26 protein-coding genes and 1 pseudogene are annotated in these 26,345 nt (G+C 69.3%); 12 read left to right on the forward strand and 15 right to left on the reverse strand.

The features are described 5' to 3' along the window. Positions 1 to 47: 47 nt before the first annotated feature. On the reverse strand, positions 48 to 542 hold the full coding sequence (locus QTI17_RS04050) for a hemerythrin domain-containing protein (protein WP_286531193.1): 495 nt from the start codon (positions 540 to 542) through the stop codon (positions 48 to 50). Positions 543 to 763: 221 nt separating this feature from the next. Between QTI17_RS04050 and ku the strand changes: the two genes are divergently transcribed. Further along, the gene (ku, locus tag QTI17_RS04055) at positions 764 to 1,666 is read left to right on the forward strand and encodes a non-homologous end joining protein Ku (RefSeq protein WP_286531194.1); all 903 of its coding nucleotides are present in this window, start codon (positions 764 to 766) and stop codon (positions 1,664 to 1,666) included. A gap of 13 nt (positions 1,667 to 1,679) precedes the next feature. On the opposite strand, the gene QTI17_RS04060 is transcribed toward ku, so the two are convergent. Together QTI17_RS04060 and QTI17_RS04065 are read right to left on the reverse strand one after the other, a co-directional pair. Then, the gene (locus QTI17_RS04060; RefSeq protein WP_286531195.1) at positions 1,680 to 1,880 is read right to left on the reverse strand and encodes a hypothetical protein; all 201 of its coding nucleotides are present in this window, start codon (positions 1,878 to 1,880) and stop codon (positions 1,680 to 1,682) included. 180 nt (positions 1,881 to 2,060) lie between these two features. After that, positions 2,061 to 2,429 (reverse strand): hypothetical protein, encoded by a 369-nt coding sequence (locus QTI17_RS04065; protein WP_286531196.1) that lies wholly within the window; start codon positions 2,427 to 2,429, stop codon positions 2,061 to 2,063. Between the two features lie 241 nt (positions 2,430 to 2,670). On the opposite strand from QTI17_RS04065, the gene QTI17_RS04070 reads away from it, so the two are divergent. From QTI17_RS04070 to QTI17_RS04080, 3 genes are all read left to right on the forward strand, one after another. After that, positions 2,671 to 4,098 carry a serine/threonine protein kinase gene (locus QTI17_RS04070; RefSeq protein ID WP_286531198.1) on the forward strand — a complete coding sequence of 476 codons (1,428 nt, stop codon included), beginning with the start codon at positions 2,671 to 2,673 and terminating at the stop codon, positions 4,096 to 4,098. Then, entirely contained in the window at positions 4,089 to 5,288 is a 1,200-nt protein-coding gene (locus QTI17_RS04075) for an OmpA family protein (protein WP_286531201.1), read from the forward strand. Before QTI17_RS04070 ends, QTI17_RS04075 begins: the two co-directional genes overlap by 10 nt. Before the next feature lie 147 nt (positions 5,289 to 5,435). Next, a complete protein-coding gene (locus tag QTI17_RS04080; protein ID WP_286531203.1) occupies positions 5,436 to 6,413 on the forward strand; it encodes a ferritin-like domain-containing protein in 978 nt (325 codons plus the stop codon). Between the two features lie 37 nt (positions 6,414 to 6,450). Here QTI17_RS04080 and QTI17_RS04085 read toward each other — a convergent pair whose 3' ends face one another. Beyond that, entirely contained in the window at positions 6,451 to 7,365 is a 915-nt protein-coding gene (locus QTI17_RS04085) for a LysR family transcriptional regulator (protein ID WP_286531205.1), read from the reverse strand. Positions 7,366 to 7,501: 136 nt separating this feature from the next. Here QTI17_RS04085 and QTI17_RS04090 point away from each other — a divergent pair, with 136 nt between their 5' ends. The 7 genes and pseudogenes from QTI17_RS04090 to QTI17_RS04120 all read left to right on the forward strand — a co-directional run bounded on the left by QTI17_RS04090 (position 7,502) and on the right by QTI17_RS04120 (position 14,127). Continuing rightward, a complete protein-coding gene (locus tag QTI17_RS04090) occupies positions 7,502 to 8,536 on the forward strand; it encodes an SMP-30/gluconolactonase/LRE family protein (protein WP_286531207.1) in 1,035 nt (344 codons plus the stop codon). Then, positions 8,533 to 9,522 (forward strand): fumarylacetoacetate hydrolase family protein, encoded by a 990-nt coding sequence (locus QTI17_RS04095; protein WP_286531208.1) that lies wholly within the window; start codon positions 8,533 to 8,535, stop codon positions 9,520 to 9,522. The genes QTI17_RS04090 and QTI17_RS04095 overlap by 4 nt, the downstream gene beginning before the upstream one ends. 12 nt (positions 9,523 to 9,534) lie before the next feature. Beyond that, complete coding sequence (locus QTI17_RS04100; protein WP_286531210.1) at positions 9,535 to 10,320, forward strand: cyclase family protein; 786 nt, start codon at positions 9,535 to 9,537, stop codon at positions 10,318 to 10,320. 49 nt (positions 10,321 to 10,369) lie between these two features. Continuing rightward, positions 10,370 to 10,582, forward strand: a pseudogene (locus QTI17_RS04105) (NAD-dependent epimerase/dehydratase family protein); the annotation flags it as partial. 322 nt (positions 10,583 to 10,904) lie between these two features. After that, positions 10,905 to 12,119, forward strand: coding sequence for an alpha/beta hydrolase family protein (locus tag QTI17_RS04110; protein WP_286531213.1), 1,215 nt, complete (start codon positions 10,905 to 10,907; stop codon positions 12,117 to 12,119). Further along, on the forward strand, positions 12,116 to 13,096 hold the full coding sequence (locus QTI17_RS04115) for a Bug family tripartite tricarboxylate transporter substrate binding protein (protein ID WP_286531214.1): 981 nt from the start codon (positions 12,116 to 12,118) through the stop codon (positions 13,094 to 13,096). Before QTI17_RS04110 ends, QTI17_RS04115 begins: the two co-directional genes overlap by 4 nt. Before the next feature lie 53 nt (positions 13,097 to 13,149). Further along, positions 13,150 to 14,127 carry a Bug family tripartite tricarboxylate transporter substrate binding protein gene (locus tag QTI17_RS04120; RefSeq protein ID WP_286531216.1) on the forward strand — a complete coding sequence of 326 codons (978 nt, stop codon included), beginning with the start codon at positions 13,150 to 13,152 and terminating at the stop codon, positions 14,125 to 14,127. A gap of 108 nt (positions 14,128 to 14,235) precedes the next feature. Here QTI17_RS04120 and QTI17_RS04125 read toward each other — a convergent pair whose 3' ends face one another. Then, on the reverse strand, positions 14,236 to 16,335 hold the full coding sequence (locus tag QTI17_RS04125; RefSeq protein WP_286531218.1) for an ATP-binding protein: 2,100 nt from the start codon (positions 16,333 to 16,335) through the stop codon (positions 14,236 to 14,238). A gap of 4 nt (positions 16,336 to 16,339) precedes the next feature. Beyond that, positions 16,340 to 16,699: a DNA-binding transcriptional response regulator gene (locus tag QTI17_RS04130; RefSeq protein WP_286531220.1), complete on the reverse strand. Its 360-nt coding sequence runs from the start codon at positions 16,697 to 16,699 to the stop codon at positions 16,340 to 16,342. 159 nt (positions 16,700 to 16,858) lie between these two features. Between QTI17_RS04130 and QTI17_RS04135 the strand changes: the two genes are divergently transcribed. Further along, complete coding sequence (locus tag QTI17_RS04135) at positions 16,859 to 17,593, forward strand: response regulator (protein ID WP_286531222.1); 735 nt, start codon at positions 16,859 to 16,861, stop codon at positions 17,591 to 17,593. A 25-nt stretch (positions 17,594 to 17,618) separates the two neighbouring features. Here QTI17_RS04135 and QTI17_RS04140 read toward each other — a convergent pair whose 3' ends face one another. The 9 genes from QTI17_RS04140 to QTI17_RS04180 all read right to left on the reverse strand — a co-directional run bounded on the left by QTI17_RS04140 (position 17,619) and on the right by QTI17_RS04180 (position 26,336). Further along, positions 17,619 to 18,416, reverse strand: a complete 798-nt coding sequence (locus QTI17_RS04140) for an alpha/beta fold hydrolase (protein ID WP_286531224.1) — start codon at positions 18,414 to 18,416, stop codon at positions 17,619 to 17,621. Positions 18,417 to 18,437: 21 nt separating this feature from the next. Next, complete coding sequence (locus QTI17_RS04145) at positions 18,438 to 18,959, reverse strand: Dps family protein (protein ID WP_286531226.1); 522 nt, start codon at positions 18,957 to 18,959, stop codon at positions 18,438 to 18,440. A gap of 327 nt (positions 18,960 to 19,286) precedes the next feature. Next, the gene (locus QTI17_RS04150; protein ID WP_503011013.1) at positions 19,287 to 19,649 is read right to left on the reverse strand and encodes a UBP-type zinc finger domain-containing protein; all 363 of its coding nucleotides are present in this window, start codon (positions 19,647 to 19,649) and stop codon (positions 19,287 to 19,289) included. Between the two features lie 8 nt (positions 19,650 to 19,657). Beyond that, on the reverse strand, positions 19,658 to 20,794 hold the full coding sequence (locus QTI17_RS04155) for an FAD binding domain-containing protein (protein ID WP_286531227.1): 1,137 nt from the start codon (positions 20,792 to 20,794) through the stop codon (positions 19,658 to 19,660). A gap of 187 nt (positions 20,795 to 20,981) precedes the next feature. Next, a complete protein-coding gene (locus tag QTI17_RS04160) occupies positions 20,982 to 21,983 on the reverse strand; it encodes a Bug family tripartite tricarboxylate transporter substrate binding protein (RefSeq protein ID WP_286531230.1) in 1,002 nt (333 codons plus the stop codon). 25 nt (positions 21,984 to 22,008) lie between these two features. Then, a complete protein-coding gene (locus QTI17_RS04165) occupies positions 22,009 to 23,244 on the reverse strand; it encodes an FAD binding domain-containing protein (RefSeq protein WP_286531231.1) in 1,236 nt (411 codons plus the stop codon). Continuing rightward, on the reverse strand, positions 23,241 to 23,693 hold the full coding sequence (locus QTI17_RS04170; RefSeq protein ID WP_286531233.1) for a VOC family protein: 453 nt from the start codon (positions 23,691 to 23,693) through the stop codon (positions 23,241 to 23,243). The genes QTI17_RS04165 and QTI17_RS04170 overlap by 4 nt, the downstream gene beginning before the upstream one ends. A gap of 49 nt (positions 23,694 to 23,742) precedes the next feature. Next, positions 23,743 to 25,857 carry a molybdopterin cofactor-binding domain-containing protein gene (locus tag QTI17_RS04175; RefSeq protein ID WP_286531235.1) on the reverse strand — a complete coding sequence of 705 codons (2,115 nt, stop codon included), beginning with the start codon at positions 25,855 to 25,857 and terminating at the stop codon, positions 23,743 to 23,745. Beyond that, positions 25,854 to 26,336, reverse strand: a complete 483-nt coding sequence (locus QTI17_RS04180) for a (2Fe-2S)-binding protein (RefSeq protein ID WP_286531237.1) — start codon at positions 26,334 to 26,336, stop codon at positions 25,854 to 25,856. The genes QTI17_RS04175 and QTI17_RS04180 overlap by 4 nt, the downstream gene beginning before the upstream one ends. Positions 26,337 to 26,345 lie beyond the last annotated feature (9 nt).

Genomic DNA, 26,345 nt, shown 5'->3' on the forward strand with positions numbered 1-26,345 from the left:
GAAGGGCGTTGGCCCGGGCCAATCGCCCGATTCCCTTTCGCCCCGTCTCAGGCGGTCGATCCTGCGAGCTCAGACATGAGCTCTTCCTTGCGGATCTCCAGCTGCTCGCGAAGGGCCACCAGGTCAAGGCCGCGTGCTGCTCGGGCCTTGACAAACATTTCATTGCGTTCCTCCTTGACATGGTGGTCGATGTACTCGCCGAGCACGATGACCTTGGCATCGAACATGTCATCGACATCCGCAGCCTCCTCGATCTGGGCGATCAGGTCCTTGGCGCTGGCATGCTCCACCTCGGCCTCGTCGAGCAGGTCGGTCTCCTTGATGGCTTCGCGAAGGGCAGGGTAGAAGATTTCTTCTTCGATCTGGGCATGGACTGTCAGCTCCATGCAAATTTCATTGGCGAGTTCGCGCTTCTTTTGTGGTGCGCCAGCGGCCTTGGACTTGGTGAGTTCCTCGTAGGCCTTGAACATCTTCTTCACCTTGCGATGGTCGGCATCCAGCAGCGAGCATGCATCGGGTTCGGCGCGTTTGGTGGTGGGCATCTATGGCTCCGGTTGGGTTGCGGGGAAAGGTACCGTGCGGCCCGGCCAGGATGGCGCACGTAGGATTTGGCCGCAGGTTCTTGACGGAGCTACCGAGCGGTCGGCCGATGTGCCTGTGTCGGTTGCCAAGGTTGACAGGAACAGCCGCCAAGCGCCTACGCGGCTTCGTCCACCTGGGGGCCAGACTGGCGATCAGCGATTGCATGACAAGGACGACCACCATGGCCACTGGCAGCAGAACACTCTGGAAAGGCGCCATCAGCTTCGGCTTGGTGCACATCCCGGTCGGACTCCACACGGCGACGACCGAGCAGGGCGTGGACTTCGACTGGCTCGACAAGCGCAGCATGGACCCGGTGGGTTACAGGCGCATCAACAAGAAGACGGGCAAGGAGATCGCCAAGGAGAACATCGTCAAAGGGGTCGAGTACGAGGACGGCAAGTACGTGGTCATCTCGCCCGAAGAGATCGCAGCCGCATACCCCCGCACGACGCAGACCATCGAGATTCAGCGCTTCATCGAGGCGAACGAGATTCCTTTCGTGTATCTCGAACGCCCGTACTACGTTGCCCCGATCAACAAGGGGCAAAAAGTGTATGCGCTGTTGCGCGAGACGCTCGTGAAGACCGGCAAGGTGGGACTGGCCAAGGTGGTCATCGCCACCAGGCAGCACCTCGCCGTGCTCGTGCCCTCTGGCGCTGCGCTGGTGCTGAACCTCCTGCGCTGGGGCGACGAGGTGAAATCGCTTGCGGGGCTCGACCTGCCCGCCGAGGGCGTCAAGGGCGCGAAGCTCACTCCGGCCGAGATGAAGATGGCCGAGCAACTTGTCGGCGAGATGACCGGTCGGTGGGAACCGCAGGACTTCAAGGACGAGTTCAAGCACGAGGTGATGAAGATCGTCGACAAGAAGGTCAAGGCGGGCGACACGGAGACGGTGATTCAGCCCGAAGAAGAGCCCGCTCAGGAGAACGCGAACGTGATCGACCTCACGGCGCTGCTGCAGCGCAGTCTGAAGGGCGCCAAGAGCGCTCCCAGGGCGGAGCCGGCGAAGAAGTCCAAGGCCCGGACCCGCGCCAAGACGGCGGCCAAGGCCCCCGCGAAAGCGACGCGCAAGGCCGCGTGACCTCGGGTTCCTGCTACTTCTTGTCGCCCCGGGCCGCGATGTGCTCGACGTACAGTGCCGCCACGGCGTCGGACCATTCCTCGATGGCCTGGCGCCGCGCCGAGGGTCCGTCCCGCCTGCGGGGCGCCACGGGCGTCGGACGAACCGGCGGGAAATCCGGAACGGTCGTGCCTGCCCTGCGCAGGATGGCTTCTTTTTGGTCGATGGTGAGCATGTCTGTGCAACTCCAGCTGACGGCTGCCTTCGCGGGAAGCGCGGCTTCTGACGGCATGCTTGCATTGGCGCGCAAAGCGCACGCGAACGGGGTGCGCGGCCTTCGTCAGTGCGCGTCGGTCCGGACGACGCGTGCTTGCAGGCGGAAGGGCCGCGAAGGGGCGTCAGTAGCGGGCAGCGATCATTTCGCCGGGCTCGGCTTGCGAGGCACGTACACGGTCCTGGTGTAGTCCTCCTGGCCTGCCGGGTCCGGCGTGGGTGCCACTGGCGCAACGAAGTTGGCGAAGACCTCGTCGTCGAAGGACTGCTGCCGCCTGATCGGGGCGGCCGCGTGCCGCTCCTTCGACGAAGCGCGCAGGCGCGCGAGATCGGTCCTGAGTTCTTCGAGCGAGCGCATGTTGCCGGCAGCGGCACCGGCCTGGGGCGGCTCGACCTCCTGACCAGTGCGGGGAGCCTGCGCCGGCCTCGAGGCGGGCGCGCTTGAAGAAGACAGGCGGTCCATCCATGAACGAAACGCGCAGCCCCAATGGGCGAGAAATCGAGAAAACATGTGTCGCCTGAGAGTCTGCTGGTGGGATGTGGAATATGCGGCCGCAGGCACGCGGAAGTTTTCGGTTGAAAGCTGCAGCGCGGGTCGGACCAGTCCTACACGGCGCCATTCGTCGCCGCCGCGCGCCCAAAGGAGCCCCGAACTTCGACTCATTCGTGCGATATGCACGCATGGATGGCGTCATGCCGTGCCAGACTCGTGGACACGGTGCGCGGTCTTGCGCCACGGTCGAGACTCCTCAATGAAAACCCAATCGATGGCGGCAGAGAAGACCGTTCCCTACATCAGACCCGCCAATGCGGCCGACAGCGCGCCCAACGATTCACATGCCGGCTACCTGGGCGCGATCCATGCGCTGCCCGAGGGCACCGAGATCGAGGGGTTCCGGATCCTGCGTCAGATCGGCGAAGGCGGATTCGGCATCGTCTACCTGGCCTGGGATCTCGCGCTCGAGCGCCATGTGGCGATCAAGGAATACATGCCGTCCTCGCTGGCGGTGCGCGGCGCCGTGTCGCTCGAGGTGTCGATGCGGTCCGAGCAGCACCGCGAGACCTTCGCCGCAGGCTTGAAGAGCTTCATCAACGAAGCACGGCTGCTCGCCCGCTTCGATCACCCGGCGCTCGTGAAGGTGCTCCGATACTGGGCGGCCAACGGCACGGCCTACATGGCGATGCCGTACTACGAAGGCCCGACCCTCAAGACGGCGCTGGCGCAACTTGGAACGCGACCACCCGAATCGCTGTTGCGCGAATGGCTTCACCCGCTGCTCGACGCGCTGAGCGTGATGCATCGAGAGCAGTGCTATCACCGGGACATCTCGCCCGACAACATCCTCCTCACCGCCGCCGGTCCGCTGCTTCTCGACTTCGGCGCCGCGCGCCATGTGATCAACGACCGGACACAGGTGCTGACCACGATGCTCAAACCGGGCTTCGCGCCGGTCGAGCAGTACGGCGGAACCATGCTGCAAGGCGCCTGGACCGATCTCTATGCGCTGGCGGGCGTGCTTCACTACGCCATCACCGGCCGGCCGCCGATCGCCTCGGTGGTGCGGGTGGTCAAGGATCCGGTGCAGCCGCTCGCGCTGACCCATGCAGGGCGCTACAGCGATGCCTTTCTGCACGCCATCGATGCGGCACTGGCGGTTCGCCCGGAGTCGAGGCCGCAGGATGTGGCCGAGTTCCAGGCGCTCCTCGATGCCGAGCCGAAGCAGGGCGCCTCGCGCCGCCCTTCCACACGACACGCGCTGATCTCGCTCCTGGTGTGCGCCGCCGCCGGAGGAGCCTTGTGGTTGGGCGGGCGGGCGTCCAACGTTGCCGGGCCAGTTCCTTCTGCAGTCCCTGTTGTCATCGAGCGGGGGCCGGTAGATCCGGTCGCGCCTTCCACGCCGGCACCCGTCCCGGTCGTCGATGCGCCGGCCGCGACGCCAGACCCGCAACCGCCGGCGCGTGCCGCAACGCGCAAGGCTGCGCCGGCCCTGTCCACCCGGGGGGCCGCGGACACGATCAGGGATTCCGAGAAAAACCGCACAGTTTCCGAGGACCAGCCCACTGCTGCGTCCTACACCCCGTCGGGCCGACCACCTAGATGCAGCGATCTCGTTTTGAAGTCTTCTCTGGAACCACTCAATCCCGAAGAAGCTGCATTTCTGAAGTCCCGATGCAAATAGACCGCCGCGCGAATTTCCATGAACATTTCCTCCGTCTGCTCTTCGGCGCCTTCCTATCGATCGGCCTGACCGGTTGCGCCACGCCACAACGCAGCGACCCGCCACAACCCTTCGACCAGGCGGTCGCCACGGTGACCGATGCCCTGCTGAAGCAGGCCGGGCCCAGCCAGGGCTTGCTGCCATTCGGACCGGCGCAGCCGAACAAGCAGGTCATCGTGCTCGATCCGACGCTCGACGCCGGAAGCGGCCAGCAGACCGCCGGTACGCAGCGTCTGGACCGCGGCATCGCTGCCCACGCGGCCGTGAACTTCAAGCAGATCGAGACGCTCGCATTCAAGGCAGCGAACCTTCCGCGTGCCCAGTACCTTCTTGCCGGCACGCTGGCGCGCGAAGACGCCGGCCTGCGCATCAGCCTCGCCCTGGTGGACCTGAAGGACGGCACCGTGGCCGCCCAGGCCTCCACGCTGGCGCGGACGAACGATGTCGACATGACTCCGCTGGCTTACGACCGCGACAGTCCAGTGCTGTTGAAGGACGAGGTTGTCGAGGGCCTGGTGCGGACCAGCCGCGCGGCCCGCGGCGAGAAGGCCGATGCGGTCTATCTCGCGCACATGGCGACCGGCACCGTGATCCACGACGCCAACCAGCTCTACAACGCGGGTCAGTACCGCGAGGCGCTCGCCCAGTACCGCCGTGCCTCGGCGACACCGGGCGGTGACCAGATCCGGGTGCTCAACGGCATCTACCTCACGACCCTCAAGCTCGGGCAGTCGGCGGAGGCCGAGGACGCATTCGGACGCGTGGCGGCCTACGGGATCGCGCACAACCAGCTCGGGGTGAAGTTTCTCTTCAACCCCGGCACGACCGCCTTCTGGTCGGACCCCAAGGTCACGAGCGCATACCGCATGTGGCTGCGACAGATCGCCAGGCAGGGCGGCAGCTCCCGGGTCTGCATGGCCATCATCGGACATTCGAGCAAGACCGGGCCCGAAGAGGTGAACGATTCGCTGTCGCTGCGGCGCGCGCAGTACATCAGGCAACGGCTGGTCGCGGAATCCGCCCAGCTGGCCGACCGGACGCGGGCCGAGGGCCAGGGCTCGCGCCACAACCTGGTCGGCAGCGGCACCGACGACGTGGTGGACGCCCTCGACCGGCGGGTCGAGTTCTCCATCGTCGAGTGCGGCGCCTAGCGCGCGCGGGTCGTCGAGGTCTTGGCTGACAACCACTCCACGCTTGCGATGACCTGCAAGCGCCCGCCGCCTGCCTACGGTGCTCCTCGAAGCGCTTCGACGGAGCGTTCCCAACCCTGCCCGATGCGGGCAATACAAGGAGATGACATGGCAACAGATGACGGCCAACTCGGCAATGGCGTTCCCAATCGAGACCCGATCACCGGCGCACCCGGCGCCCATCCCGTGGGCACCGGCCTTGGCGCGGCGGGCGGCGGCCTGGCCGGCGCAGCAGCCGGCTCGCTCGCAGGTCCGATCGGGACGGTGGTGGGCCTGGTGGCCGGTGCCGTCGTCGGCGGGCTGGGCGGCAAGGCCGCGGCCGAAGGCGTCAACCCGACCGCCGAGGATGCGTATTGGCGGGAGAACCACGGCCGCCAGCCCTACGTGGCTGTGGACCGAAGCTACGACGACTACGCGCCGGCCTACGAGATGGGCTGGTCCGGCCGCAGCACCCGCGGCACCGATTTCGAAACCGCAGAGCCGCTGCTCGCGTCCGAATGGGAAACCAGGCGTGGCGCGTCGGACCTCGCATGGGCGGATGCCCGGCCGGCGACCCGGGCCGCCTGGGAGCGCGCCGACGAGGTCTACTACGCGAAGCAGGCCAATGGCAGCGACATCGTGAGCCACGAAGACCTGTCGAACGACGACGTGGTCGACATCCTGAACGACCTGCTGGAGAACGCGCGCGACGGCGAATACGGATTCAAGACCTGTGCCGAGCAAGTCGAGAGCGCAGCGGCTAAGCAGCTATTCGCCAGCCGCGCTGAAGGCTGCCGGCAGGCGGGCGAGGAGTTGGTGCAACTCGTGCGTGCCTACGGCGGCGAACCGGCGTCTGGAGGCACCGCGGCCGGTGCGATGCATCGGGGTTGGGTGCAAGTCAAGGGAAGCGTCGGTGCAGACAGCGAGCTGTCGATTCTCGAGTCCTGCGAGCGCGGCGAGGACAGCGCGGTGGCGCGCTATCGGAAGGCCCTGAAGCAGAGTCTGCCGGCCGATGTGCGCGTCGTCGTTCAGCGGCAGGCCGATGGTGCGCAGCGCAACCACGACCAGATCCGCGACCTGAGAAACGCGGCACGCGCGCGCGGCTGAGCGCCCGCTGCGTGGGTGTGCGCTCGGCCGTATTGCTTCAGATCGCGGGCATGACCTCGGCCAGCGCGACGATCTGCTCGCGAACCCAGCGCACACCCGGATCGTCCTCGCGATAGCGGTGCCATTGCAGGACCTCGGTCAACCGAGGCGTCTCGAGCGGCGGCTCGAACAGGGCCAGCGGCATCGACTGGACGAATTGCTTCGCCAGCCTTGTCTGGACGGTTGCGATGCGGCGCGTACCGACGACGAAGCGCGGGATCAGCAGGAAGCCGTGCGCCACCACCTCGACACGCCGCGTGTTGCCGTGCTGGTTGGCATACCACTGCTCGAACCACGGGTTGTCCCCCTGCTCGGCCTGGTACACGACGTGGCCGAGCGAACTGTACTGTTCGAGCGTCAGGCCGTCACGCAGGTCGGCGTTCTGCTGGCAGGCGATGACGTGGTAGGTGTCGTCGAAGAGGATGGCCTGCGGGTGCTCCGGCAGTGTCAGGTGCGCGGGCGTGACCAGGAAATCGGCGCGGCCCTGGTCCAGGTCCTGCGCCATTCCGCTGTGGGTCGGCCGCACATCGAAGCTCAGGCGCGGCGCCATCTGCGCGATGCGGCGCAGCACCTCGGCGAGCAGCACCTGGGTCACATAGTCGGAAGCGATGACTCGGAAATGCCGCTCGGCCGTCGCCGGTTCGAACTCGGGCTTCACGCCCAGCGTGGCATCCACCTGCAGCAGGATCTTGCGCACTGGTTCGGCCAGGCATTCCGCCCGCGGCGTCAGTTGCATGCTCCGGCCCATCGGCACCAGCAGGGGGTCCTCGAAGTAGTCGCGCAGGCGCGCCAGCACGCCGCTCATCGCGGACTGCGTGAGGTGCACGCGCTCGGCCGCGCGCGTCACGTTGCTTTCGCTGAGCAGGGCGTCGAGCGCGATCAGCAGGTTCAGGTCGATGCGTTGAGAGCGCATGCGGGGAGTCTCCTCGGGATCCCGGAGATCTTAGGCCAGTGCGAGGTATCCGCCCGCGCGATGCCTGCCATCGGAAGATTCGGTTGGTGCGAACCCGGGTGTCGCGCCTATGCTGCGCGCACTTTTGCGAAGCAGCATGACCAAGAACAATCCTCTTCTAGGCTGGCAGGTCGATCGGGCCGCGATCCGCCACGTCGGCCACGGGCTCCAGCGCCCCGAGTGCGTGCTGGCCGAGCGCGATGGCACCCTCTGGGCCGCGGATGCGCGCGGCGGCGTGATGCGCATCGCGCCCGACGGCAGCCAGCGGCTCGTCGCGCCGGCCGCGCCAGATGACGACGCGGCGGCGGACTTCGACAAGCGCTACGTGCTGAGCCAGGGATCGCTGCCCAACGGCCTCGCGTTCCTGCCCGACGGCGACATCCTCATCGCCAACTGGGGCAGCGATTCGGTCGAGGTCATGAGCCGGGAAGGCAAGGTGCGCCGCCTCTTCGACCGCATCGACGGCCAGCCGATCGGCAAGGCCAACTTCGTGCTGAGGGACCGGCGCGGCCGCCTCTGGCTGACCGTCACGACCCGCATGCAGCCCTGGACCGATTCGATCAACGCCCGCGCGCGCGACGGTTACATCGCGTGCGTCGACGAGCGCGGCGTGCGCATCGTGGCTGACGGCCTCGAGGGCACCAACGAGGTCCGCATGGACGCCGACGAGGCGTGGCTCTATGTGGTGGAAAGCAACGCCCGCCGCATCTCGCGGCTCAAGGTGCGCGATGACGGCGAGCTTGGCGCACGCGAGACCTACGGCCCGGACCGCCTGCCGGGCTTTCCCGACGGCTTTGCCTTCGACGCCTTCGGCAACCTCTGGGTCACCCTGGTGATGAGCGACCGGCTGGTGGCGATCACGCCCGAGGGGAACTTGCTGACCTTGCTCGACGACGGCAACCCGGAGGCGACGCGCGCGCTCGACGCCCACTACGAGTCCCGCACGCTGACGCCCGAGATCATGGCCGCCGCCTGCGGAAGCCTCGCGCCGTGGATGGCCAGCCTGACCTTCGGCGGCCCGGACCTCCGGACCGTCTACCTCGGCAGCCTGCGCGGCACGACCCTGCCCAGCTTTCGCTCGCCGGTGGCGGGGCTGGCTCCCGTCCATTGGAACGAAGAGATACCCGCATGAAACTCGCCACCCTCAAGAATGGCCGCAAGGACGGCCGCCTGGTCTTGGTCTCGCGCGATCTGCGCCGCGCCGTCGCCGCGGACGACATCGCGCCGTCGATGCTCGATGCGATCGAGCGCTGGAGCGACACCGCGCCGCACCTGGCGGCACGCTACGAGGCCCTGAACGCCGGCACCGCCGCGGGCGCCTTCGACTTCGATCCCGCGGCCGCCGCAGCACCATTGCCGCGCGCGCCGCAGTGGTGCGATGGCTCGGCGTTCCTCAATCATGGCCGCTTGATGGAGAAGGCCTTCAACATCGATCCCATCCCGGACAGCGGCAAGGTGCCCCTGATGTACCAAGGCGGCTCCGACGACCTGCTCGGGCCGCACGACGACCTCCCGCTGCCCGACGTCGCCCATGGCATCGACTTCGAGGGCGAGTTCGGTGTCGTCGTCGACAGCGTACCGATGGGCTGCTCGGCCGCCGCGGCCCGCAGCCGCATCCTGCTGCTGGTCCAGATCAACGACGTCAGCCTGCGTGCCTTCGGGCCGCGCGAGATGCGCACCGGCTTCGGCTTCTTCCAGGCCAAGCCTTCGTCCAGCTTCGCGCCGGTGGCGGTGACGCCGGACGAGATCGGCGATGCCTGGAAGGATTCGCGCGTGCACCTGGACCTCGCGGTCGACTACAACGGTCGCTGGTTCGGCGAGCCCAACGGGCGCGAGATGAACTTCGGCTTCGATGAACTCATCGCGCACGCAGCCGCCACGCGGCGCCTGTCGGCCGGCACCCTCATCGGCTCGGGCACCGTCTCCAACGCAGGCGGCGCAAAGGGCTCGGCCTGCATCGCCGAGCGTCGCGCGATCGAGCTGATCGAGCAAGGGGCGAGCGCGACGCCGTTCATGCGTTTCGGCGACCGCGTCCGCATGGAGGCGCGCTGGAACGACCGGCCGGTCTTCGGCGCGATCGACCAGCGCATCGTGCAGGCGCCGCCGGCGCAGGCCTGAGGGGAGACCGCCATGCCGCGCTTTGTCGACCTGTCGATCTATCTCGAGAACGATGTGCTCTCGGACCCGCCGCCGCTGGCGCCGAGGATCACCTACCAGAAGCACGGTGACACGCTGCCCGAGTTCATGCAGATGATCCCCGGCACCAGGGCCGAGGACTATCCGGACGGCGAAGCGGCGGCCGCGGAGTGGGTGAGCCTGTCCACGCACAACGGCACGCACCTCGATGCGCCCTACCATTTTCACTCGACCCAGGACGCCAAGCTGGGCGGCAGCCGGCCGTCGATCACCATCGACCAGGTGCCGCTCGACTGGTGCTTCAGGCCGGGCGTGAAGCTCGACTTCCGAAGCTTTCCCGACGGCTATGTCGCGACCGCGAAGGATGTCGAGGCCGAGCTGCAGCGCATCGGCCATGCGCTTCGCCCGATGGACATCGTGGTCGTCAACACGCGCGCCGGCGAGCGCTACGGCCACGGCGACTATGTCTCGGCCGGCTGCGGCATGGGCTACGAGGCCACGATGTACCTGCTCGAGCGCGGCGTGCGCCTGACCGGCACCGACGCGTGGAGCTGGGACGCCCCGTTCGCCTACACGGCCCGGCGCATCGCCGAGACCGGCGACACCTCGTTGATCTGGGAAGGGCACAAGGCCGGCCGCGACATCGGCTACTGCCACCTCGAGAAGCTGCACAACCTCGAAGCCCTGCCGGGCGACGGCTTCACCGTCTGCTGCTTCCCGCACAAGATCCGCGGCGCCTCCGCTGGCTGGACACGGGCCGTGGCCATCTTCGAGGACTGAACGGATGAAGGTGCTCGTGACCGGCGCGGGGGGCTTCATCGGTGCGCAGATGGTGGGGCTGCTGCAGTCCGAAGGAAGGGTCGGGGGCCGTGCGATCGAGACGCTGGTCGGCCTGGACCACCGGCTGCGGCAGGGCCAGGGCGGCGTCCTCGCGATCGAAGGCGACCTCGCGGGCCCGGAGGTTCGGCAGCGCATCGCGGCACTCGCGCCGGACCTCTGCTTTCACCTCGCCGCGGTGCCCGGTGGCGCCACTGGTCCCGATGCGACGGCGTGGTGGATGTCGGCCCGCCGCTGCGCGCAGAACCTGGTGCACGCCGCGGCCATGGCGGTGGAGGACCGTGAGGCCCGGGGTCGCGCATGGCCGCTGCCGGTGCTGCGGCGTCGATCGCGCAGGTCGTGCGAACGCTCTCGCAGGTCCATGGCGTCGAGGGCGAGCGGCTCGTGCGCTACGCGCCACAGGCGGCGGTCGAGGCCGTCTTCGGCCGCTACCCCGCGCTCGAAGACGGCGCCGCGCGCTCGACCCTGGCTTCCGCGACCCAGCCGCCGACGGCCCGGCGTGGGCCTGACACAAAAACAGGAGACACATGTTCAAGTACTTTCCCACCCACTACGTCTGGAATCTCTCGGTCGACCTGGCGATCGAGATGGGCGCGCGCATCGGCGAGATCGAGGTGATGTGCGCGACGCTGCAGGAGGCCGCCCGCCAACCCGATGCAGCCGCCTCGCTCGCCTTCCGCGAGAGCTGGGAACGCATGGCCGACCGGCTCGCCGAGCTCGCGCGCGAGGACGAGGCCAGGGGACGCCTGATCTCGGCGGGCGACAAGCTGGGACGGGCCGCCACCTACCTGATCACCGCGGAGCGCCTGCAGGCCCACCGTGCGCCAGGGCGCGCGGCGCTCTACCGCCGCTTCCTGGAGACCTTCGCACGCGGCGTGCGGCTCGCGGGCGAGAACTGCGAGCGGGTCGAGATTCCGTATGGCGAGGCGCACATCGCCGGCCTCTACGTGCGCGCCGAGGGCCTGCCGCCCGGCAGCCGCGCCCCGGTGCTGGTCCAGGTCAACGGGCTCGACTCGACCAAGGAGATGAAGTACCGCGTCGGCCTGCCCCGCTGGCTGGCGCAGCGCGGGGTCGCCTCGCTCGTCATCGACCAGCCGGGATCGGGCGAGGCCCTGCGCCTGCATGGCCTGACGGCGCTGGTCGAGTCGGAACGCTGGGCGGCGCCGGTCGTCGACTGGCTCGAGCGGCGCGCGGACATCGACCCGCGCCGCATCGGCCTGGAGGGCGTGTCGCTCGGGGGCTATTTCTGCCCGCGCGCCGTCGCCTTCGAGCCGCGCTTCGCCTGCGGCGTGGTGTGGGGCGCCAACCATGACTGGCGCGACGTGCAGCGCCAGCGGCTCGCGCGCGAAGGCAGCCTGCCGGTTCCTCACTACTGGGAACACGTACGCTGGGTCTGGGGCGCGAAGGACCAGGAAGAGTTCTTGCGCATCGCCGAGCGCGTCCATCTCGATGGCGTGGTGGAGCGGATCCGCGTGCCTTTCCTCGTGACGCACGGCCAGAAGGATTCGCAGATTCCGCTGCACTGGGCGCAGCGCACCTACGACCAGCTGGTCAACAGTCCCGCGCGCGAGTTGAAGGTGTTCACCGAGCGCGAGGGTGGCGTGCAGCACTCGAGCTTCGACAACTCGGCCAACGCGGGCGCCTGGATCGCAGACTGGGTCGCCGAGACCCTCGGCGGACACACCGCGATGCACGCGACAACGGCCGTTTCGACGCCATCCCCCACGGAGACCACCGAATGACGAATCGCAGAAACTTCGTGGCCGCCGCCCTCGCGGCGCTCGGGCCCCTGGCCGCCACCCGAAGCGCGTGGGCGGCCGATGCCTTCCCCCAGCGTCCCATCAAGCTGCTCGTGCCCAATCCGCCCGGCGGTCCCTCGGACATCGTCGCCCGTTTCCTCGCCGAATCGATGCGCGCCGAGCTGGGCCAGCCGCTGGTGATCGACAACCGCCCAGGCGCCTCGGGTTTGATCGGCACGGCGGTGGTCGCGAATGCGCCGCCCGACGGTTACACGGTGCTGGTGACCTCGCGTTCGAACCACATCGTTGCGCCGCTGGTGCAGCAGGGCGCGCAGGTGGATCCGGTTCGTGACCTGGCGCCGGTGGGCCTGGCCTTGCGCGCCGTCGGCATCCTGGCGACGCCGGCCAAGTCGCCCTGGCGCACGCTGCGCGAGTTCACCGCGCAGGCCAAGGCGCAGCCCGGCAAGCTGTTCTACGGCAGTGCGGGCATCGGCGCGACCAACCACATCGCCATCGAGCAGTTCAAGGTGCTGGCCGGCATCGACCTGGTCCACGTCCCCTACAAGGGATCGGGGCCGCTGATCACCGGGCTGATGGGTGGCGAGGTGCAGCTGGCGCTGCTGGACTTCTCCTCGGCGCAGGCGGGCCTGAACGGCGGCACTCTCGTGCCTCTGGCGCAGACCGGATCGCGGCGCCTGAGTTCCATGGCCGAGGTGCCCACGCTGGCCGAATCCGGCTTCCCGCGCTTCGACCCTTCGTTCTGGATCGGGCTGGCGGTGCCGCGGGCGACTCCGGCACCGGTGATCGCGCGCCTGAACAAGGCACTCGACATGGCGCTCGCCGACACGCAGATGAAGGCGCGGGCGCAGGTCAACGGCTGGGAGCTGATCGGCGGTGCCCCCTCGGCGCTCGAGGCCACCATCCGACAGGACATGGCGGACTTCCCGCCGCTGGTGCGGCGGCTCGACCTGAAGGCCTGAATGCCGTGCACCGTTCCACGATTTCGCAACAGAGACAAGCAAAGAGGCAAGAGATGACATCGACCAGGATCTCGCGACGCACCGCGATCGGCATGGCAGGCGTGTGGATGGCTGCCGTCACGGGCGCCGCGCGTGCCCAGGCGCCGTACCCCTCGCGCCCCGTGAAGCTCATCGTCCCGTTTCCCGCCGGCACGTCACCCGACGTGATCGCGCGGCTTTGGGGTGACGAGTTCGCGCGGGCCACCGGCCAGCCGGTGGTGGTGGAGAACCGGTCCGGCGCCAGCACCATCATCGCGGCGCAGGCCGCGGCCAATGCGCCCGCCGACGGCTACACGCTGCTCTGGACCGTGAACAACACCTTCTCCATCAACCCCTACGTCTACAAGAAGCTGCCGTACAAGGCCGAGGACTTCGTGCCTGTGACGCGGATCCTGTCCGTCCCCTATGTGCTGGTCATCTCCAACGAGTCCAGGATCCGGTCGCTGCAGGACCTGGTGCGCGAGGCCAAGGCCCGGCCCGACGCGATGACGTATGCGAGCGCCGGCATCGGGCAGGGCACCCACGTGGCGATGGCCCGGTGGCTCAACCAGGCCGGCCTCTCGATGACGCACGTGCCCTACAAGGACTACTTCCTGCCGGACGTGATCGCGCAGCGCGTCGATATCGCACTCGACGCCAGCACGGGCGCCATTCCGCAGGTGAAGGCGGGCAAGGTGCGCGCGCTGGGCGTCACGAGCCCGCAGCGCATCGAGGCCCTGCCCGACGTGCCGGCGATCGCCGAGGCGTTCCCGGGCTTCGTGGGGGACTCGTGGCACGGCATCTTCGCGCCCAGGGGAACGCCGCCGCAGGTGCTGGAGGCCTTGCTGGCGCAGTCCCAGCGCATCGTCTCCGGCGCCGATTTCCGGGCCAAGCTGAAGGGCTATGGCCTGACGCCGGTAGGCGAGCCGCCGGAGGCCTTCCAGCGCTTCCTCGACGAGGACGCCCGGGCCTGGGCCAAGGTGGTCAAGGACAATCGGATCGCCGCGGAGTAGGGGCCTGCAGCACGTGGCTTCCTCGATGTGCACCTCCGCGACGCGCGACTGCGCTTCGTGGCGCGCCGGCCCGGCGTCGGCGCTGACCTCGTCCTTGCGCGTCGTGCATCACCTGCAACCGAGCGTCCGCGCCAGCGTTTCGGCCAGTTCCTGCAGGCCGAGCGGCTTGCGAAGGAGGGCGACCACGCCGGCATCGCGCGCACGTTGCTCCAGTGCCGCGCCAACATTGCCGCTGACCAGGATCACCGGCAAACCGGGGCGCAGCGCAAGCAGCCGCCTGGCGAGTTCGCTGCCCGGCAGGCCCGGCAGCATTTCGTCGGTGAGCACGGCGTCGAATCGTTGCGGGTCTTCCTCGAAGGCCTCCAGTGCGCGTTCGCTCGAGTCGAAGCCGACCGGCTCGTAGCCCAGCTCGGCCAGCAGCTCCTCGGCCAGCTCGACCAGCGGACGCTCGTCGTCGACCACCATCACGACCTGGCCGGCGCCGCGCGGCCAGGTCGGCTCCGGCCGCAGCGGCGGCGCTTCGGATTCGCCCGACACCGGCAGCCAGACCGTGACCTGCGTGCCGCGGCCGAGCTCGGTCGCGATGTCGATCGCGCCGCCCAGATCGGCCACGATGCCGTGCACCATCGAGAGCCCCAGCCCGGTGCCTTCGCCGACTTTCTTGGTCGTGAAGAAAGGATCGAAGGCGCGCTGGAGGACGTCGGCCGACATGCCGTGCCCGGTGTCCGAGACCGTCAGCCGAACGCAGGGTCCGGCCGGGCGTTCGCCGTGCAGCGCAGGTCGGGCCGCCTCGGATTGCATTCGTTCGAGCCGCACCTCGATCCGGCCGGCATCGCCAATCGCCTGGGCGGCGTTGGTGCACAGATTCATGACCACCTGGTGCAACTGGGTGCCGTCTCCCAGCACGGCTGCGGTGCCGGCCTCCAGCCGGGCATCGATGCCGATCGCCTCGGGCAGGGTGGGACGCAGCATCGCGAGGGCTTCCTCGACCACGGCCTGGATCGGGACCGGGACGCGCTCCGCGACCCCGCTGCGGCTGAAGTCCAGGATGCGGCGCACCAGCACGCGGGCCCGTGCGCCGCCCTGCATCACGCGGTCGATGTAGCGCCGCATGTCGCTGCCGGGCGCAGCGTGCTGCTGGGCCATCTCGCCGAAACCGAGGATCGCGCCGAGGATGTTGTTGAAGTCGTGGGCGATGCCGCCGGCCAGGGTGCCGAGCGACTCCAGCCGCTGGGCCTTCTGGAGCCGGGCCTGGAGCGCGGCCTTCTCGGCTTCGCCGGCCTCGAGCCGCCGCAACTGGCGCAGCAGGCCGGCGATGGTCAGCACCACCAGCGCCGTGAGCAGCAGCGTGCGGATGATGGCGCTGCGCATCTCGTCGTGCCAGGGACGCAAGGCGTGGTCTTCGTCGCGGGTGAGGGTCAGGGTCAGCGGCCGCTTGCCGACGCCCACCGCCGCGACCAGCTTGGCCCGGCCGTCGACCGGACTGACCGAGCGGTCGATCAGCGGCGCGCCCTTGAAGGCCGTCAGCTCGGGGTAGCGCCGATTGGCGTCCATTCCGGTCGCCTCGGGTTGCCGCACCACCAGCGTGCCGTCGTCGAGCGTCAGGATCAGCGCGCCGCCTTCGCCCAGATCGATCGCCGAATAGGCGGCCTGCATCTCCTGCAGCGTGACGATGGCGGTGACCACGCCGTCGAAGATGCCGCCCTGGGTGTTCAATCGCCGCGACACCACCAGCGCCGGTTGCCGATCGGTCCGCGTGACCACGGGTTCGTTGATGAAGAGACCGCCCGCCGAGCCCTCGCGCTGGCTTTGGAAGTACGGCCGATCGGAGACATCGGCCAGCGCCTCGCCGGTGACGCGCGAGCGGTGGCGCTGCATGCCCTGGGCGTCGACCAGGGTCAGCACGCTGACTTGCGACACCCCGACCACGCGCGACGCCAGCGCCGTGGCGACGGCGTCCGCAGGCAGGTCGCGGCCGGTGGTCTCCCACCATTCGCCGGTGTCGCGCAGCAGGACGTCGACGGCCTGCAGGGTCCTGGCGCCTTGTTCGGCCAGTGCCTTGGCCAGGTTGCCGAGTTCGCGCTCGTTCGCGATCGTGATCTGCTGGTGCAGCCGCCAGCCATCGTAGATCGCCGAGCCGGAGAAGGCCGCGACCAGGACCACGCCCGCTGCAATGATCCGCTGCCTCAGGCGCTCGCCCGACGTCATGCGGCTAGAGGGCGGCCGCCACGGCGCCGAGCAGTTCTTCTCGAGAGCAAGGCTTGGCCAGCAGCCGGCTGACGCCCAGTGCCTGGGCGATGTCCGAATCGCGCCCCAGGCTGCGGCCGAGCCGGGTCGAGATACCGATCACGGACGCATGCGGATAGGCCGCATGCACGGCCTGCAGCGCCGCGGCCGTCCCTGGCCCCGGCGCCCGTGGGTGCGGCAGGTCGAGGATGACCAGTTCGACCTGGTCGTCGGGAGCGGGGTCGTGCCGCGGCGGCGAGCGGACCTCGTGTCCCTCGCCGGCCAGCCATTCGGAGATCAGCATGCGCATCGCGCTATCTTCCTCGATAACCATGATCTTCGACATGAATTCAGTCCTGTCCGTTGCCGGGATGTCGTGGCACCCCCTTGGGACCGATTGGCGCCGATCCCGGTGCCGGGGCAATGTCAGATCCGGGGCCGGAGATTTCATTTGTAATCGACCCGTAGGCCTGCGTAGGATCAATTGAATTACGCTTCGAACGACATGAACACAGCCTCCCCCCACATCCTCGTCGTCGATGACGATCCGGCTCTGCGAGAGCTGCTGTCGGCCTACCTGTCGGAGAACGACTTCCAGGTCACCGCCGTGGCGACCGGCGCCGAGATGAACGCGGTGCTGCAGGACAGCGTGATCGACCTCGTCATGCTCGACCTGCGGCTGGGCGGCGAGGACGGCATGCAGCTGGCCCGCGGCCTGCGCGACACCAGCGAGGTGCCGGTCATCATCGTGACCGGCAAGCAGGATGAGGCCGACCGGGTGATGGGGCTGGAGATCGCCGCCGACGACTACGTCACCAAGCCTTTCAGCAACCGCGAGATGCTGGCGCGGATCCGGGCGGTGCTGCGGCGCTACCAGTCCCGGACCGACGCCGCGCCCCTGGGGCGCAGCACCAAGCGTCGGGCCTATCGCTTCGCGGGCTGGGAGCTCAACCTGCTGGCGCGCCGGCTGACCTCGCCCGAGGGGCAGCGCGTCGAGCTCAGCAACGGCGAGTTCAACCTGCTGCTGGCGTTGTGCGAGCAGCCGCAGCGCGTGCTGACGCGCGACCAGTTGCTGGAGCTGTCGCGGCTGCACGGCGCCGAGGTGTACGACCGCTCGATCGACGTCCAGATCCTGCGGCTGCGGCGCAAGATCGAGGTCGATGCCTCGGCGCCGAAGATGATCCGCACCGAGCGCGGCGCCGGCTACGTGTTCGAGCCGCAGGTGCAGGTACTGCACTGAGCGTGGTCGCCCGCCCTGCGCTGCTTCAACTACCCGCGGCAGCGTCGATGATCAGGCTGGTGATCTCGTCGGGATGCGAGATGAGGGCCAGGTGGCTCGACGGCAATTCGATGGTGGTGGCGCTCATTCGCCTGGCCAGGAAGCGCTCGAGATCCGGGTCGATCGTGCGGTCGTTGCTGGAGACCTGGTACCAGGATGGCTTTGTGCGCCAGGCGGCCACGGTGGTTCTTCCGTTGAACAAGGTCGATGCCACCCGGCCCTGCACGGCGTAGAGCACGCGTGCCCTGAGCGGGTCGATGTCGCCAGCGAAGTCGCGCAGGAAGGCCTCTTCGCTCAACTGCGCGAAGCCACCCGAAGTCACCAGGCCCGCACTGGCAGGGGGCTTGGGAAACTTGGCGGCCAATGCGCCGAAGTCCTCGCCGGCATCGGGTGCCCGGGCCGAGACATAGACCAGCCCCGACACCTTGTCGTGGACTCCCGCTTCGCTGATGACCATGCCGGCCCATGAATGCCCGACCAGCACGGTCGGGCCGTCCTGCAGGTCGAGAATGCGGCGCGTGGCCTGGACGTCGTCGTCGAGCGATGTCAGCGGGTTCTGCACCGCAGTCGCGCGCAGGCCTGCCCCTTGCAGGCGAGAGATCACCTCGGTCCAGCAGGAGCCGTCGGCATAGGCGCCGTGGACCAGGACCACGTTGCGCACTCGCACAGATGCAGCGTTGCGCTGCGCTGCGGGACTGGCGCTCGTCCGTGCCATCGAAGGCGCGGCGAGCAGCGCGGCGCCCGCGCCTGCCAGCAGGGCTGAAAAGTTGCGTCGATTGAACATCAGGGGTCTCCTTGAATTGCCTCAGGACGCGCGGCCGGTCTCGAACAGGAACCAGGCGCGCCGCTCGGCCTCGTCGATCCAGTTTTCCAGCAGGCTCGCGGTGGCGACGTCGCCGTGCTCGTCGCACAGCGCATGGGTGGCGCGCATGTAGTCGACCAGGCGCAGGTTGTCCTCGCGCAGCTCGGCCAGCATGTCGCCCGGCGTGACGAAGGGCGCATCGTTGTCGGACAAGCGCTGGTGGCGCGAGATGTCGCCGATCGAGCGCAGGGTGCTGCCGCCGAGCTTGCGGGCGCGCTCGGCGAGCGGATCGGTGAGGGCGAAGATCTGGTCCGCCTGCTCGTCGAGCATCAGGTGGTAGTCGCGAAAGTGCGGGCCGGACATATGCCAGTGGAAGTTCTTCGTCTTTAGGTACAGCGCGAAGCTGTCGGCCAGCAGGGCCGCGAGGCCGGCGCCGATGTCGCGCCGGGCATCGGCGCCGAGGGCGGTCGGGGTGCGCAGGGGCGCCTGGCGGCGGGCGAGTGTGGATTCGAGCGTGGTGGTCATGCAAGCGGCCTCTGTGAATTGCATCGGGGTTGGAGATGAACGGCCGGCCGATGCGTTGCCGGGTCCATGGATGCACTGTGGGGTGCGCGGGTTGCCGCGTCGTTTCATGGCCGGCGGCCGTGTTGCAGTTGAAATGTCCGCACCGGCATCTGATGCGAAGCGCGAAATGCGGCCGACCGAGCATCGAGGCTCCACGACCAAGGAACCCCTCGCCATGAACACCCCCTCCCATCCCGTGCAGCCGCCTGGCACGCCGATCCCGGCCATGCGCCGGTCCAGGCGGTCGCGGCGGCCATGCTGCTCGCGCCCTCGGCCGGGCCTGAATCGTCAGACGTACCGGGGAATCGGCCCCACCTGCGGGGTGGTGTCGTCGCCGAGGTCGAGCCCGACACGGTCGACGTAGCACCAGCCCCAGCCTTCCGGCGGGTCGTAGCCTTCGATGACCGGGTGCGATGTCGCATGGAAGTGCGCGCGCGCATGGCGGTTGGGCGACTCGTCGCAGCAGCCCACGTGGCCGCAGGTCCGGCACAGCCGGAGATGGACCCAGGTGCTGCCGGTCTTGAGGCATTCCTCGCAGCCCTTGGCGCTGGGCAGCACGTGGCGGATGCTTGCGGTGTGGGTGCATTGCCTGGTCATGTCGATGTCCTCGTGAAGTGGAAAGATGCGGGTGGAGCCGTCGTCGACGACCATGAGCCGCATCATGCGATGCCCATGATCTCGTTGCCCATCGAAATGCCCCGTTCGCCCATCCGGGCACCGGCGTTCAGCTGTTCTGCCCCCCAGGCCGCCAGGCGGATGTCGAGGCCCCGGCCCGGCGCCAGGGCCTTCGCGAGCGCCAGCGCGTCGGCTGCCGCTTTCGCCGTGCTGCCTGCGGTGTGCGGGCGCGGCACGAAGGCGGCATCGCCGATCAGCACGGTGCGCCCGAACACCATGCGCGGGACCGCCAGGTCGAGGATGGCTTGAACGAAGGGCGCTTCGGTGGCGAGCACCAGTTCGCGCAGGCTCGGCGCCAGCAGTTGCCGCGCATCGTGTCGCAGGGCGGCGATCGGCGCATCCCTCGCTGCTCCGGGTGGCAAGGAAAACGCGTGCGCCACGCCGTTGCGATCAGTCAGCAGCTCCGCCAGCGGCGCGCCGGCGGGCACCTTGCGGTACCACACCCAGTTCCAGCGTCGGGCGCCCTCGGCCACGGACCCGTCTTCGCCGGGAATGCGGTACTCGAGCAGGAGATGGTCGCGTCCTTGCTGGAACACGAAGGCGCTGCCGAGCCTCGCGGCAGCAGCCCCGCCCAATGCCGCCTCCGGAACCAGGCCTCGCCAGGCGACGTAGCCCGCATAGGCCGGCCTGGTTCCGGGCAGCAGCTGGCTGCGCACGGTGGAGCCCGCGCCGTCGGCGCCGATCAGCAGGTCGCCTCTTTCCATCCGGCTGCTCGCGAACAGTACCGTCACGCGCTCGCCCGTCTGCTTGAAGCTCACCAGCCGTTCCCCCGCATGGACGCAGCTGGCCGGCAGCGCCTTTCGCATGGCGCCGTAGAGCATGTTCCAGGAGGTCTGGGTCTGCGGCATCCAGGTGCGGTGGATCACCTCGTCCTCCGCGTCCAGGTAGATGCGGTCGCCCGATCGGACGCCCAGCGCGTCGGTATGCCCGACGCCGGCAAAGCGAAAGGCAGCCAGTACATCGGGCTGCAGCACGATGCCGCCGCCGCGGCTGTCGAGCGCGTCCGGCGAGCGCTCGAAGACCGCCACATCCCAGCCGACGGCGCGCAGGTTGGTCGCCGCGAACAGGCCGCTGAGTGATCCGCCGGCGATGATCGCGCGCGGGCGTTCCGGCGCGGTCATGTGGAAGACCCGGCAGCGAGGGGCTGGTGGGCGTGCGGTGCGAGGTGGCGAGGCGTCATCGTTGCTCCTTGTGTGCCGCGACTTGTGCGACGCCTCGACTGTCGATGGCCGGCGTTTCCGGCGGATTTCACGCGGCGGGCGGATGTCTTACAGATGCAAGATGCCGGGCACGCACCGATGCCGCGCGCTACTCCCTCATGCCTGCGAAGTCGACGATGCGTGTGTATTCCACGGCGTCCCTGGCCATCAGCTGGGGCATGTTCTCGTCGCCGCGGCCGACCACCACCCCGATGCGCTCGAGCTTCTGTCGCACCGTTGCGTCCTGCAGCGTCTCGCGCAGCGCGCGCTGCAGCCTGGCCCGCGGGTCGGGCGCCAACCCGCGCGGCGCCATCAGCGCGTACCAGGCCACCAGGTCGTAGCCCTTGAGGGCCGGATGCTCGCCCAGCGCCGGCACATCCGGCATCAGCGCGATGCGCTGGGCACTGGTCACCGCGATCGGGACGATGCGCCCGCCATCGATGAAGGGCTTGGCCGCGCCCGGCCCGAGGAAGGCGAACTCGATCGCACCGCCCGCAAGGTCGCTGCCGATGTTGCCGGCACCGCGGTAGGGGACGTGGATGATCGACAGTCCGGCCTGCTTCTTCACGAGCTCGCCCGAGAAATGCAGCATCGATCCGATGCCCGAGGTGCCGTAGCTCAACTGGCCGGGCTTCTGGCGGGCGACCGACACGAACTGCGCGAGCGAAGTCACGCCGCTCTGCGTCGATGCGACCAGCACCAGCGGAATGGCGCCGACGTAGCCGACCGGCGTCAGGTCCCTGGCGGCGTCGTACTTCTGGGTCGGATTGAGGAAACGGGTGGCGACGAATTCGCTGCTCGATCCGAAGATCAGCGTGTGGCCGTCGGGCGCCGCGTTGACCACCTTCTGCACACCGATGGCGCCCGCGGCGCCGCCGGCGTTGTCGACGACGACGGTCGCGCCGAGTTTCTTGCCGAGCGTCTCGACAACGGCGCGGCCCACGGCATCGACGCTGCCGCCGGGGGGATAGCCGATCACGACGGTGATCGGGCGGCTGGGCCAGGCCGGCTGCGCCGCCGCGGGCGCGCCCAGGATGCAGGCGGTGGCCAGAGCGAGCAGGGCTGCAAGTCGTCGGGCGTTGCGAACGCGAACACGGGGCGATGAAGACATGGCTGGGTGCATGAAGAAAGCGAGCTCAGTGCGGCACGGGCGGAACGGCGGTTTCGCGCATCACGGCCTCGGTGCTCCGGTAGCGCTCGGCCATCTCGCGTTCGGCCGGCGTGCTGATCTGCGCCTGCATGTAGGCACCCAGCGCGCGGGCGTGGTTGACGATGAAGCTGCCGGCGGCGAGGCGCGAGGCCTCGTAGGCCTGCAGCGCGGACGGCACATCGGGCGTTTCCGCGAGCGCACGAACCAGCGCCGCGGCATCGCTGCCGGCCTTGGTGACGCCCATCCCGCAATGCGGCCGGGCAACGAAGGCCGCGTCGCCCAGCAGCGCCACCCGGCCGAAGGCCAGCGCCGAACTCTCGAGATCGAAGATCGGCTGGAAGAACAGGTTGGGCGTCTTCTGCACCACCTCCGCGAACTGCGGCGCCAGAACCTCGTGCGCCGCCTGGCGCGCGGCGGCCAGCACCTCGGGCCGGATCAGCGGCGGCGGGATGCCGTCGGGCCAGGTCTTGCCGGTCGCATCGGTCAGCATCTCGCGCAGCGTCGTGTCCTGGTCGGCCGGCCGGTACCAGACGAAGTTGTAGCGGCGCTTGCCGGGCGCCACGCTGTTGCCCTGTCCCGCCACCGGGTAGGCGATCATCTGTTCGCGCGGCGGCAGGCCGAAGGCGAAGTACGGAAAGAGCTCGGCCAGCGCGCGTGGCGAGAGGCTCGCTTCCTCGACCAGTCCCCGCCATGCAAGGTAGCCGGCATAGCGCGGCCGGGTCTCGGGCTGCAGCAGCTGGCGCACGGTGGAGCGCAGGCCATCGGCCGCCACCAGCAGATCGGCGGCCACCACGTCGCCATCGGCGAAGGTCGCGCGCACACCGGCGGCGTCCTGTTCGAAGGAGACCAGCTGCCGGCCGTTGTGATAGCGCTCCGACGGGAAGGCGCGGCGCAGCACCTGGTACAGGCGGCCCCAGGCGGTGAGCAGCTGCGGCAGGGGGCGCGAGTCCTCGACCTGGCCATCGCGTGCCAAGGTGATGCGCTCGCGTACCTCGACGCCGATGCCGTCGGTCACGTCGACGCCCGCGGCGCTCAGCACTTCCATCAGCTCGGGATGCGTCACGACGCCGGCGCCGCGGCTTTCCAGTTCGTCGGCCACGCGCTCGTGCACATGGACGTCCCAGCCGGCGCGCAGCAGCAGGTTGGCGGCGAACAAGCCGCCCAGCGAGCCGCCGATGACCAGCGCCTTGCGCGCGGGCCTTGCGCTCTGCGGCGCGTTCATGCGTGGGCTCCGTGTTGCCGGGCTTCTTCGGCCGGGTAGTTGAGCTCGATCGTCACGCCGGACGGGTCTTCGACGAACAGCTGGTGCAGGCCGATGCTCGGCACCGTGCGTTCGCGAAAAGCCAGGCCGGCCTGCCGCAGCCGCCGGCGCATGTCGGGCAGGTCGGTCGCCAGGAAGGCCAGGTGGTCGATCGCGGCGCTGCCGTGCAGCGATGCCTCGCTCTTGTCGCCAAGGTACTCGACCAGGCCCTGCGGCGCGTCGGGGTCGATGCCGATGATGTGGACGACGCCGAACTGGGCTTCGTCGTCGCCCTTGTAGAGCCAGAGGCCCGGGAAGTCGAACGGTGGCCGGAAGCCTTCGCGCAGGCCGAGCACGTCGACATAGAAGTGGCGCGAAGCCTCGAGCCGGGTGGTGCGCACCGAGTAGTGGGCAAGGGTGTGGATGGCCATGATGAGGTCCTTGGACGTTGGATTCGAATCGGGTTCGGAAGGCGGGCGCTCAGCCCGCGTTGATCAGCTGCGCCAGCCGTTCGGCCGACAGCGGCAACTGGCGCGCGCGCAAGTCGAGCGCATGGGCGACGGCGCTGGCGACCGCCGCGGCGGCCGGGCCGGCGGCGGCCTCGCCGGCGCCCAGGCTGGGCTCGCCCGGCCGTTCGATCACGCGCACGGCGATCTCGGGGATCTCGTCGAAGCCCAGGATCGGGTAGTGCTCCCAGTCCCCGGACGTGATGCCGCTGCGGTCCCAGGTCACGCTTTCCTTCAGTGTCCAGCTGAGCGACTGCAGCAGGCCGCCCTCGATCTGGTTCACCAGGCCATCGGGATTGACCACCGCGCCGGCATCGACCACGGCCCAGGCCTTCTCGACCCGGACCTTCTCCTCGACGCTGACCTGCATGGCGATGGCGCAGTACGCGGCCTGGTTCTTGTAGCGGCCGACGGCGATGCCCAGGCCGCTGCCGCTGCCGCTTTCGCCGCGCCGGCGCCAGCCGGCCATCTCGGCGGCGGCCTCCAGCACCGCACGCGCACGGGGGTCGCCGAGGTGGCGCAGGCGGAATTCGACCGGGTCGCAGCCGGCCCACTGCGCCAGCTCGTCCATGAAGCTTTCGATCGCATACAGGTTGGCGTAGGAGCCGAGCGAGCGCAGCGCCGACACGCGCACCGGCGAGTCGGGGATGAAGTGGTAGTCGACCTGCTGGTGGGGCAGGTCGTACAGCGCGATCGCGTTGCGGTCGCCGCCGCCCATCGGCAGCGGCAGGTCGCGCGGCGTTGGCCGCGGCAGCGGCGGATCGATCTCCCAGGCGCCGAGCAGGTTGATGCCGTCGCCCCAGCCGGGCCGGTTCATGTGGGTGTGGCTCCACAGGGACATGGCCCAGCCGCCGATGCGTCCGGCGTCGTCGAGGCCGGCCGTGAGCTGCACCACGCTGGCCGAACCGAACGGTGACATCGACATCTCGTCCTCGCGCATCCACTGCACGCGCACCGGCTGCCCGATGCGGGTGGCGACGAAGGCGGCATCGAAGGCGGCATCGTCGGCGCCGTTGTGGCCGTAGCACCCTGCGCCTGGCGCGTGGATGACCTCTACCGTCGCGGCCTCGCGTCCCAGCGCCGCGGCGATCTGGTCGCGCAGCGGATAGACGCCCTGCGTATGGGACCAGACGCGCAGCTGCGTGCCGCGCGGATCGGCCAGCGCGCAGGCCGGGCCGATGGACGCGTGCGCCAGGTAGGGGCGGGAGTAGGTGGCGCTGTAGGCCTGCAGCCCCGTGCCGGGCGTGCCGCCCTCGTGCACGCGGCGCGTGCTGGCGGGCAGGCCCTGCAGCAGCGTGACGGTGTCCTGACCCGCATGGGGATCGGGCATGGCATCGAAGTCGAGCAGCTTGCGGGCCTTGGGCAGCGCGCGCACCAGTGCGCCTTCGTGCGGGCCCACGAGGGCCAGGAAGCGGCCGCTCTGCACCACCTGCGACACACCCGGCAGCGCCCGCAGTTCGGCGAGGGGCACCGCCGCCAGCCGCTGCGAGGGATGCCGCCCGCGCAGCATCCGCACGTGCTGCATGCCGGGAATGACCAGGTCCTGCAGGTAGCCGGAGCCGGTGAGCTTGGCCCGGAGATCCACGCGCGGCAGCGATCGCCCCACGTAGGGCTCGGGCGCGTGACGGATGCTGGCGGGGGCCGAGACGATGGCGACGTCGAGATCGATCTCGGCGGCGAGCTCCCAGTAGTCGGTGCGGCGCTTGCCGCCGGCGTCGCTGAAGCAACCGGCATCGACTTGCAGGTCCGACGGCGAGACATCCAGCCTGCGCGCGGCCAGCGCGACGAACACCGACCAGGCGTGCGCGCAGGCCCAGCGCAGCGCCGCGCCGCCGTACTGCACCGAGAGGCTGCCTGCGGTGTAGCCCTCGTCGGGCGAGCGGTCGGTGTGGCCGGCCACCAGCACCACCTGCGCCGGCGTCAGGCCGAGGCCGTCGCAGGCGATCTGCACCAGGGCCGTCTCGATTCCCTGGCCCAGCTCGACCTTGCCGGTGAACACGGTGAGCTGGCGCCCGGGTCCGATGCGCAGCCACTGGCCGAGCCGAGGATGGGCCTGGATGGCGGGCGGCGTGGAGAGCGTGGAACTCATGGCCGTCCTTCCGCGCGCAACCGGGTCGCGGCGGCCTCGATCGCCTTCAGGATGCGCGCATGCGCGCCGCAGCGGCACAGGTGCCGGTGCATCGTCTCGTGCAGATCGGCCTCGGTCGGCGAAGTGGTGCGACGCAGCAGGGCGGTCACCGACATCAGGATGCCGTTGATGCAGTAGCCGCACTGCGCGGCCTGCAGCGTGACGAAGGCGTCGAGCACGACCGCGCCGACCGGGTCGCTCGCCAGTTGCTCGACCGTGGTGAGCTCGCGGCCGGCGGTGCCCCACAGGGGCATGTCGCAGGACTGGACCGCGCGGCCGTCCATCCAGACGGTGCAGGCGCCGCAATGGCCGGCGCCGCAGCCGAAGCGCACGCCCTTGCAGTCGAGGTCGTTGCGCAGGACATAGAGCAGCAGGTCGTTCTCGTCGGCCTGCACTCGGTGCGCGCGGCCGTTGACCTTGAGTTCGAAAGTGGAAGTCATGGGCACTCG

The organism is Variovorax sp. J31P179, from assembly GCF_030316985.1.
Taxonomy (GTDB): Bacteria; Pseudomonadota; Gammaproteobacteria; order Burkholderiales; family Burkholderiaceae_C; genus Variovorax; species Variovorax ginsengisoli_B.